This window comes from Arthrobacter sp. Br18 (assembly GCF_000520555.1).
Lineage (GTDB): Bacteria > Actinomycetota > Actinomycetes > Actinomycetales > Micrococcaceae > Arthrobacter_D.
Map to the genome: position 1 here is coordinate 135520 of NZ_KI914890.1, position 8771 is coordinate 144290.

Sequence of the window (8771 nt, forward strand, 5' to 3'; positions counted from 1 at the left end):
TTGATCCAAAGAACGAGTGTGCCGCCTGTCTGGTTCCCCTGAACATGGAACCGCGGACCAGGCGCCAGCTACTGCTGCTTTCGCGCTTTGCCTATGTATAAAGAGTAGTTTGCTACGGTTTCGGTGGAAAGTCACAATGTGGCTTGCTGGTCCCGGAACTCCGGTGCTACGAGCCGTTGTCCCGGCCGGTTCTGCGGCGCGCGTGGGAGGACCCGGCCGGCAGCTTCAGCAAGCTGGCCGGCAGGATTCCCGAAGTTCCGAACTTCCGGTTGACTTCGTCCAGCGCAGCCTCTGCACTGCGCCAGTTGTCATCGTTGCCGTCAAGGGCCGGCTGGGCACCGGACCCACCGGAGCTCAGGTGCTCAGCGCGGAGGCCGATGAGCCTCACCGGCTGCGGACGGTCGCCGAGCCCTGAGAGCAGTGCGGTCGCGGCGGAAAGGAGGGCATGGGCGCTGTCCACCGGTTCAACCAGCTTCTTCGATCGTGTCAGCGTCGAGAAGTCCGCGTAGCGCAGCTTGAGGGAGATGCCTCCGGCGGAATGCCCGGATGCCCGCAGGCGTGCCGCCGTCCGGTGTGCGAGCCTGAGCAGTTCGGTCCGCAGGACGGTATCCGATGAGACATCCTGCTCGAACGTTTCCTCCGCACCGATACTTTTTTCCTTGCGGGAAACCACCACACTCCTCGGATCCCGCCCCCATGCGAGGTGGTGCACATGCTCTCCGGATGTCCCCAGCAATCGCCGCAGCGCGGGAACCGGCGTATGGGCTACGTCCTGGACCGTGCGGATGCCGAGTCGCGCCAGGGTCTCCTGGGTCTTGGCCCCGACGCCCCACAGTGCGGAAACCGGGAGGGTATGCAGATAGGCGACCGTCTCGGCGCCGGGAATCAACAACAGGCCGTCCGGCTTAGCCCTCGTCGAGGCGATTTTCGCGACGAACTTGGTGGTTGCCGCTCCCACGCTCGCGGTCATGCCGAGAGTGCCGCTGATCTCGGCACGGATCTGCTCGCCGATCGATCTCGGGCTTCCCAGCCGGCGGAGGGCGCCGGCCACGTCAAGAAATGCCTCGTCCACGCTCAGCTGTTCCACGACCGGCGTCACGGAGCGGAAAATACGCATGACGGCCAGGGACAGTTCGGCATAACGGTCATGGTGCGGTGGGAGGATCACCGCGGTGGGACACCGGCGGACGGCGATGGCCATGGGCATGGCGGACCTCACACCATACCGGCGGGCCTCGTAGGACGCGGAGAGCACCACGGACCGGCCGGACGGCGAACCCACGATCACCGGCACACCCTTCAGCTCGGGACGCTGCAACAGCTCGACGGACACATAGAAGGCGTCCATATCGATGTGGAGGATCGAGCACTCCGGGTTCTCCAGCCCATCCGTGAGCGTCACTGCCCCATCGTACCGAGCATCGGGCATCGTCCCTGCAGGTGAACCGGCACGGGCGCTCCGCGCGGACGGTTACAGTAGGAGCAACACGCCCAAGCCGCACCGGGAGAGCCATGCCGTCCGCCATGCCGAGTCCGAACCGAAGCGGTTCACTCGCCGGAATCATCGACCGCGACCAGCACGCCTTCCGCGCCTCGATGACCCGCGAATCCTCCCGGTTCCTTGACGAGCAGTCGACGATCCTTGCCGGAATATCGGTGGAGTCACTCGCCCTGCTCGACGCAATACGGCTCCTGACCGACGGCGGGAAGCGCATGCGCGCCCTTCTCTGCTACTGGGGCTGGCGGGCCGCCGGCGGTTCCCCCGCCGCGCGGTCCGTCGTCACGGCCGGAATTGCCCTCGAATTCTTTCAGGCGGCCGCGCTCATCCACGATGACCTGATCGACAGGTCGGACACCCGAAGGGGCGCGCCAAGCGTGCACCGGCAGTTCAGCATCCGGCACCGGGCCGCACACTGGCACCTTGATCCGGATCGCTTCGGTGCGTCGTCGGCGATCCTTGCAGGAGACCTTTGCCTGACCTTCAGCGAGGAGTTGTTCACCGCGGCGTGCGACGGTCTGGACTGCGCCGGCGCGAGGCCCATCTTCAACCGGATGAGGACGGAGGTGATGGCGGGCCAGTATCTGGATCTCCTCGAGGAGGCGGTGGGACCTGACCAGACGCCCGATGTCGCCGCCGAGCGGGCGCTCAACATCCTGCGGTTCAAATCCGCCAAGTACTCGATGGAGCGTCCGCTGATGCTGGGCGGAGCGCTGGCGGGAGCGGAGCCCGGGCTGCTCGAGGCCTTTTCCTCCTTCGCCCTGCCACTCGGTGAGGCGTTCCAGCTTCGCGACGACGTTCTGGGAGTCTTCGGGGATCCAGCTATCACCGGCAAACCCGCGGGTGACGACCTGCGCGAAGGGAAACGCACCTATCTCATTGCCCGGACCCTCGGCGCGAGTGACGCCGGCGGCCGGGACACCGTGAACCGCCTCCTGGGCAGGCCCGATCTGAGGGACGCCGACGTGGCGGAGCTGCGCAGCAGGATCGAGGACAGCGGCGCTCTCGCCCATACCGAACAGTTGATCGCCCGGCGGTCGGCGGATGCGTTCCTCGCACTGGAGGGCCTTACCATCGATGAGCTCTCCGCTGCCGCGCTCCGCGCCCTCGCGGAGGCGGCCGTCACCCGGTCCTTCTAGCAACAGCGCTGCGCCCCGCAGCGTTCCGAGCCCGCGGCTTCTTCCGCGCGGAAAGCAGCGCAGGGCCGGCGCCTACCAGGCGGCGGCCTGCGCCCGGCGTCGGATTTCGGTCTTCCGTCCCTCGCGCAGCGCGTCGATGGGACGCCCTGGTAGGGATTCGTCCTCGGTGAAGAGCCAGCGGATGATCTCGTCGTCCTTGAAACCGGAATCGGCGAGCACCACCACTGTGCCTCGAAGGCTCTCGAGGACACCGTCCTCCAGGAAGAAATCAGCCGGGATGCTGCGGATGTTCCGGCCGGTGATCCTCACGGACACGAGGGCCCGGTCATCCAGCAGTCCGTGGACTTTCGTAATCGACACGCCCAGCAGGGCCGCGGCGTCAGGCAGGTTCAACCAGCCAGGGACAAGTTCTTCAAGTTCCATCACCCTCCAAGGGTGCCATGAGGTCCGCACGAGCCACCACTTCCGGCATTCGACCGCGCCGGAACACGCCGCTGGCCAAGATCCCCCGGCGGCCGATTCCCTTGTGCTATGCGGGGAGTCGTGTAAATTCACATAAGTCACAGTGGCAACACAAAAACCTTGTGACCCTTTTGTATCACCTTCGCACTCGTGGTGCGTCCTGGCCGGCGAGATGAATCGCCCAGGATGCCCGCACAACGCGCGGTCACCGAACCGCCCACAGATGAGGAACAGAACATGACTGTCCAGCGACCACCTGCATCGCCATCCGGATCTTCGCGGCACGCCACTGCGCGCACCACGCCCCGACGCCTCAGCCTCGCCGTGTCCACTGCTGCGATCCCCGCCGTGATCCTGTCCTCGGTCGCTCTTGCACAACCGGCGACGGCCGCACCGTCGGTGCCTTCCTCCGTCGTGCGGGCCTTCAGCCCCGCAACAGCAATCCCAGCGCACACCATCGTCCCGGCAGCGCTCGTCGCGGTCCAGGTGCCGGTGCTCAACATCCCGACCGTTGTCGTTCCCGAGAGCTACACCGTCCGGGCAGGCGACACCATCAGCGCAATAGCGGCCAGGCACGATCTGTCGACGAGCGACGTCCTGGACCTCAACGCCATGGACGTGCGCACCATCATCTACCCGGGCCAGAAGATCAAGCTCACCGGCAGCGCAGCCCCGGACACTCCTGCGGCCGACGGCGAGAAGCCCGCACCGACGGCACCGCAGGGCTCCTATACCGTGCGCTCCGGTGACACCCTGGGCGCCATCGCCGCCCGCCACGGCGTCAGCCTGACGAGCGTCCTCTCGGCCAATAAACTCGTTTTGAGCTCCGTCATCCACCCCGGCCAGAAGCTTGTCGTGGGTGAGGCCGCCGCCCCTGAGGCGGACGCAAACCCGACACCCGCTTCCGCTCCCGCTCCCGCTGCGGCCTACACCGTCCGATCCGGCGACACCCTCGGTGCCATTGCCGCACGGCACGGGATCAGCCTCAGCAGCATCCTCTCAGCCAACAACCTTTCCAGAACGTCGATCATCCACCCGGGCCAGAAGCTGATCCTCGGCTCGTCACCAGTGTCCGTCCAGTCCCTCCCCGTCCAGTCCGTCCCCGGCACGGCTCCCGCACCGGCTCCTGCTCCTGCTCCCGCGGACAGCTACACCATCAAGGCCGGAGACACCCTGAGTGCGATCGCCGCACGCAGCAACGTCAGCCTTTCCGAGCTGCTCAAGGCGAACAACATCACCGCCGCCACTGTCATTCATCCCGGGAAGACGCTGCGGCTGCCCGGCGCGACTCCCGGTCCGACACCGGGTCCGGCCCCGGTGGATCTGGTGCCGTCGTCCTTCCTCGGCGTCACCTACCCGGCGCCCGTGGTGGCTGATGCGAACGCGAACAAGCAGCTGCTCAATTCCCTCCCCGCCCCGAGCCAGGCCGAGATGCGCAAGATCGTTTTCGACACCGCGACAGCCATGGGCGTGGATCCGAGCCTCGCGCTCGCCTTCTCCTTCCAGGAGTCAGGGTTCAACCAGCGCGCGGTCTCTCCGGCGAATGCCATCGGCGCCATGCAGGTAATTCCGTCCTCCGGAGGATGGGCAAGTGACCTCGTCGGGCGGAAGCTGAACCTCCTCGACCCGTACGACAACGCGACGGCGGGGGTGGCGATCATCCGCTCCCTCATCCGCTCCAGTCCGTCGCTGGACATTGCGATCGCTTCCTACTACCAGGGCCAGTATTCAGTGCAGAGCAGGGGCATGTTCGAGGACACCAAGACCTATGTCGCGGCCATCAAGGCCCACCAGGTCAACTTCAAGTAGAGGCCGATCGGCACGGCGGGGTCCCCCGTCCGCTGATTAAGCACCTCGGTTGCTGACCCTCCGGAATGACCACCACACGTGCTTAATCAGCGGGGGGTGGGTTGGGGCGGGTGTTGGTCCCGCCCCCCTTCGCTGCGCGCGCTTACTATCGGTAGGTGCAGGAACCGCGGAAAGACCCTCTGACAGGCGCCCTCATCGAGGGGCGTTACCTGGTGCTTTCGCGGCTGGCGCGCGGCGGGATGTCCACGGTCTACCTCGCCACCGACCAGCGGCTCGACCGCAGTGTCGCCCTCAAGGTGCTGTACCCGCATCTGGCGGAGGACTCCAGCTTCCTTCACCGGTTCGAGCAGGAGGCAAAATCCGCAGCCCGCCTTTCCCACCCGCACGTGGTGGGGGTGCTGGATCAGGGCATGGAGGACGGCGACGGAATCCGGATCGCCTACCTGGTGATGGAGTATGTGCCGGGACGGACGCTCCGTGACCTGCTGAGGGAGCGCGGCCGGCTCACTCCGCGCCAAGCCCTTGCCCTGCTGGACCCGGTGGTCGAGGGACTCGGCGCAGCCCACGCTGAAGGACTTGTCCACCGCGACGTGAAACCCGAGAACGTGCTGCTCGCGAGCAACGGGCAGATCAAGATCGCCGACTTCGGGCTGGCACGGGCTGTGTCCACCAGCACCGGGACGGGAACCCTCGTCGGCACGGTGGCCTACCTGTCCCCCGAGCTTGTCACCGGCGGCTCGGCAGATGCCCAGAGCGACATCTACTCCGTCGGCATCGTCCTGTTCGAGCTGTTGACCGGCCGGCAGCCGTTCACCGGGGACACCCCCATCCAGATCGCATTCCAGCACGCACACTCGAGCGTCCCCGCGCCGTCGACGCTTCTCCCCGGGCTCCCGCCCGACATCGACGAACTCGTGCAGTGGTGCACCTCCCCGGACCCCGAGGACCGCCCGGTCGACGGTCTTGCGCTGCTGGGAGAGCTCCGCCATATCCGGACCACCCTGACGGACGAGGAGCTGGACTTCACGTCCGACGTCGGCGCCGTCCCGCCCGACCCGGGGGCCGAGGGTGCCACAGGAGTCATCCCCACTGCCGGGCCGTCGGGAAAGGTACCGCCGGCGTCGGACCCCCTGCAGTCCCAGCCCATGGCTGCCCACCCCACCACCGTTCTCCGCCGCGACGTGCACGAGACACGCGTCATCGGCGCGGTACCGCGCGGCCGCCCGGGGCCTCCCCCAGGCACCACCCGTCAGCCGGATCCTGCCCGGTCAGCCGGCAGCTCCCAGAGCCCCCGGAGCCGGCAGAAGCAACAGCTGAGGGATGCCCAGCGCCCGCAGAAGTCGCTGCGGGGGCCGGCAGCACGCCGGCGGACAACGGTCCTGGTCGCTCTGCTGGTGCTGCTTGCCGTCCTCGCCGCCGTCTCGGGCTGGTTCTTCGGCGCCGGTCCCGGGGGGATCGTCGCCGTACCCGACGTCGCCAACCGCCCCCTCGCGGAAGCGCGGGCCCTCCTCGACGAGCAGGGGTTCACCTCGATCAGCACGAACGAGGTCTTCGACGACGCCGTGACGGCCGGCCTGGTGGTGGGAACCCAACCGCCGGCGGCCGTCGAGGTGCGCCGGTTCGAGCGCGTCGGACTGCTGGTGTCGAAAGGGCCCGAGTTGTTCGCGGTGCCCGATGTGACGGGCGAGAACCAGGTGGGCGCGGCCGCGACTCTCGTTGAGGAGAACCTCAGCGTCGGCACGGTCAGCGAGGAGTTCGCCGAAGACGTCGAGGAGGGCCGCGTGGTGAGCCAGGATCCGGCTGCAGGCACGGAGGTGCGGAAGGGCTTCGCCGTCGCCGTCGTGGTGTCCCAGGGTCCGCGGCCCATCCCGATTCCGGAGGTGACCGGGCTGCCGCGAGATGCCGCCGTCCGGGCGATCGAGGACGCAGGGCTCACGGCCGAGGTGCTCGATGATGCCGTGAACAGCGTCTCGGTGCCTGAAGGCGCCGTCGCACTGCAGTCCCCCGCCACGGGAGATGCACGGCGTGGAACCCCGATCGAGCTGACGCTGTCCGCCGGACCCCGAATTCTGCGGGTCCCCAACGTGTTCTCGAACTCCGAGCAGGAGGCAGTAGCCGCACTGGAGGCCTCGGGTTTCCGGGTGGTGGTCGATTACACCTTCGGAAGCTCGGTCCTCGGCCTGGTCGCCGGCCAGGACCTCACCGGCAACCAGCCCGAGGGATCAGTGGTGACGATCACCGTCACCTGACCAGCGATCACCGCTTGGAGAGTTCGCCCGCCACCAGGAAAGCCATCTCGAGCGACTGCATGTGGTTGAGGCGGGGATCGCACACCGACTCGTAGCGCTCGAGGAATGACTCCTGGTCCACGGGATCGGCACCGCCGAGGCACTCGGCGACGTCGTCGCCGGTCATCTCCACGTGGATCCCTCCAGGGAATGTACCCAGCGACTGGTGAACCTCGAAGAACCCCCGAACCTCGTCCATGACGTCGTCGAAGTTGCGGGTCTTGTACCCGTTGGGCGAGGTCACCGTATTGCCGTGCATGGGATCCGTCACCCACAGGACCTGGGCGCCCGACGCCGTCACCTTCTCGATCAGCGGGGGCAGTTTTTCGCGGATGTTGCCCGCGCCCATCCGCGTGATGAACGTGAGACGCCCCGGTTCACGGTTCGGGTCAAGCTTGTCGATGAGCGCGAGGGCGTCCGCCCCCGACGTCGAGGGACCGAGCTTGACCCCGATCGGGTTGCGCACCCTCGACAGGAAGTCGATGTGCGCACTGTCGATATCCCTCGTCCGCTCGCCGATCCAGAGGAAGTGGGCGGACGTGTCGTACGGAAGGGACGTGCGGGAATCGATCCGGGTGAGGGCACGCTCGTAGTCGAGCAGGAGCGCCTCATGGCTCGCAAAGAACTCGACACGCTTCAGTGCCTCGAAATCCGCTCCGCACGCTTCCATGAAGCGGACGGCGCGGTCGATCTCACGGGCGGTCGACTCGTAGCGCGAGTGGGCGGGATTCGCGGTGAAGCCCTTGTTCCAGTGGTGCACGAGGCGGAGATCGGCGAAGCCTCCCTGCGTGAAGGCGCGGATCAGGTTGAGGGTCGACGCCGACGTGTGGTACGCCTTGACCATCCTCGAGGCGTCGTGGCCGCGGGTCTCCGGCGTGAACGGGTAGCCGTTCACCATGTCCCCCCGGTAGGCGGGAAGCGTTACGCCCCCACGGGTCTCGTCATTGGAGGACCTCGGCTTGGCGAACTGCCCGGCCATCCGTCCCATCTTGATGACGGGCAGCGACGCGCCGTAGGTCAGGACGACCGCCATCTGAAGGATGGTCTTCACGCGGGCGCTGATCCGATCGGCAGTCGCGCCCTCGAAGGTCTCCGCGCAGTCTCCGCCCTGCAGGAGGAAAGCCTTCCCCTGGGCGGCGGATGCGAGCCTCTCGCGAAGTACATCCACCTCTCCCGCGAACACGAGCGGCGGCAGGGAGGACAACTCCCTGATCGAATCCGCGTACACCGAGCTGTCCTGCCAGGAGGGCTGCTGCGAGATAGCCAGGGACCGCCAGTGATCAAGACCTGCGGTCGGGGCTGCGGCAGTGGGTTCGACAGTCGGGATAAGGACAGGGGCAATTGAATCGGTCACCCATTAAGCCTAATCGCTGGACTACCATGCCGTGTGCCGCGACGTCACGCAGCAGGTCCGCTGAAGTCACATTGCCGTACGGCCGGTTGGTTCGTCAGGGATCCCCGAGGTCCGCGCATCCTCGGGAGGATCCAAACTTTTGTCCAGCCTGATCCCGGCGTCCGGAGCAGCCTTTTTGTCGGCCTTCCTGTCGCTTCTCGGGCCGGCTTTCTTCCCGACCT

At 66.9% G+C, this 8771-nt stretch carries 6 protein-coding genes; 3 read left to right on the forward strand and 3 right to left on the reverse strand.

Translation table 11 applies throughout. The annotated features are described in order from the left end of the window. Positions 1-166: 166 nt before the first annotated feature. Complete coding sequence (dinB, locus tag Y704_RS21980) at positions 167-1402, reverse strand: DNA polymerase IV (protein ID WP_275451075.1); 1236 nt, start codon at positions 1400-1402, stop codon at positions 167-169. A 122-nt stretch (positions 1403-1524) separates the two neighbouring features. On the opposite strand from dinB, the gene Y704_RS0115855 reads away from it, so the two are divergent. After that, positions 1525-2637 (forward strand): polyprenyl synthetase family protein, encoded by a 1113-nt coding sequence (locus Y704_RS0115855; protein WP_051477243.1) that lies wholly within the window; start codon positions 1525-1527, stop codon positions 2635-2637. 72 nt (positions 2638-2709) lie between these two features. Here Y704_RS0115855 and Y704_RS0115860 read toward each other — a convergent pair whose 3' ends face one another. Beyond that, on the reverse strand, positions 2710-3063 hold the full coding sequence (locus Y704_RS0115860) for an Rv2175c family DNA-binding protein (RefSeq protein ID WP_026550842.1): 354 nt from the start codon (positions 3061-3063) through the stop codon (positions 2710-2712). 273 nt (positions 3064-3336) lie between these two features. Here Y704_RS0115860 and Y704_RS0115865 point away from each other — a divergent pair, with 273 nt between their 5' ends. Continuing rightward, positions 3337-4908 carry a lytic transglycosylase domain-containing protein gene (locus Y704_RS0115865; protein WP_026550843.1) on the forward strand — a complete coding sequence of 524 codons (1572 nt, stop codon included), beginning with the start codon at positions 3337-3339 and terminating at the stop codon, positions 4906-4908. Between the two features lie 155 nt (positions 4909-5063). Continuing rightward, the gene (gene pknB / locus Y704_RS0115870) at positions 5064-7157 is read left to right on the forward strand and encodes a Stk1 family PASTA domain-containing Ser/Thr kinase (protein ID WP_026550844.1); all 2094 of its coding nucleotides are present in this window, start codon (positions 5064-5066) and stop codon (positions 7155-7157) included. 7 nt (positions 7158-7164) lie between these two features. Here pknB and Y704_RS0115875 read toward each other — a convergent pair whose 3' ends face one another. After that, a complete protein-coding gene (locus tag Y704_RS0115875) occupies positions 7165-8538 on the reverse strand; it encodes a class II 3-deoxy-7-phosphoheptulonate synthase (RefSeq protein WP_253904375.1) in 1374 nt (457 codons plus the stop codon). Between the last annotated feature and the right edge of the window lie 233 nt (positions 8539-8771).

What these genes read in the sequence shown, in the direction of transcription:
- Y704_RS0115855 (WP_051477243.1), top strand. Translation starts at nt 1,525, where the DNA reads ATGCCGAGTCCGAACCGAAGCGGTTCACTCGCCGGAATCATCGACCGC.
- Y704_RS0115865 (WP_026550843.1), top strand. Translation starts at nt 3,337, where the DNA reads ATGACTGTCCAGCGACCACCTGCATCGCCATCCGGATCTTCGCGGCAC.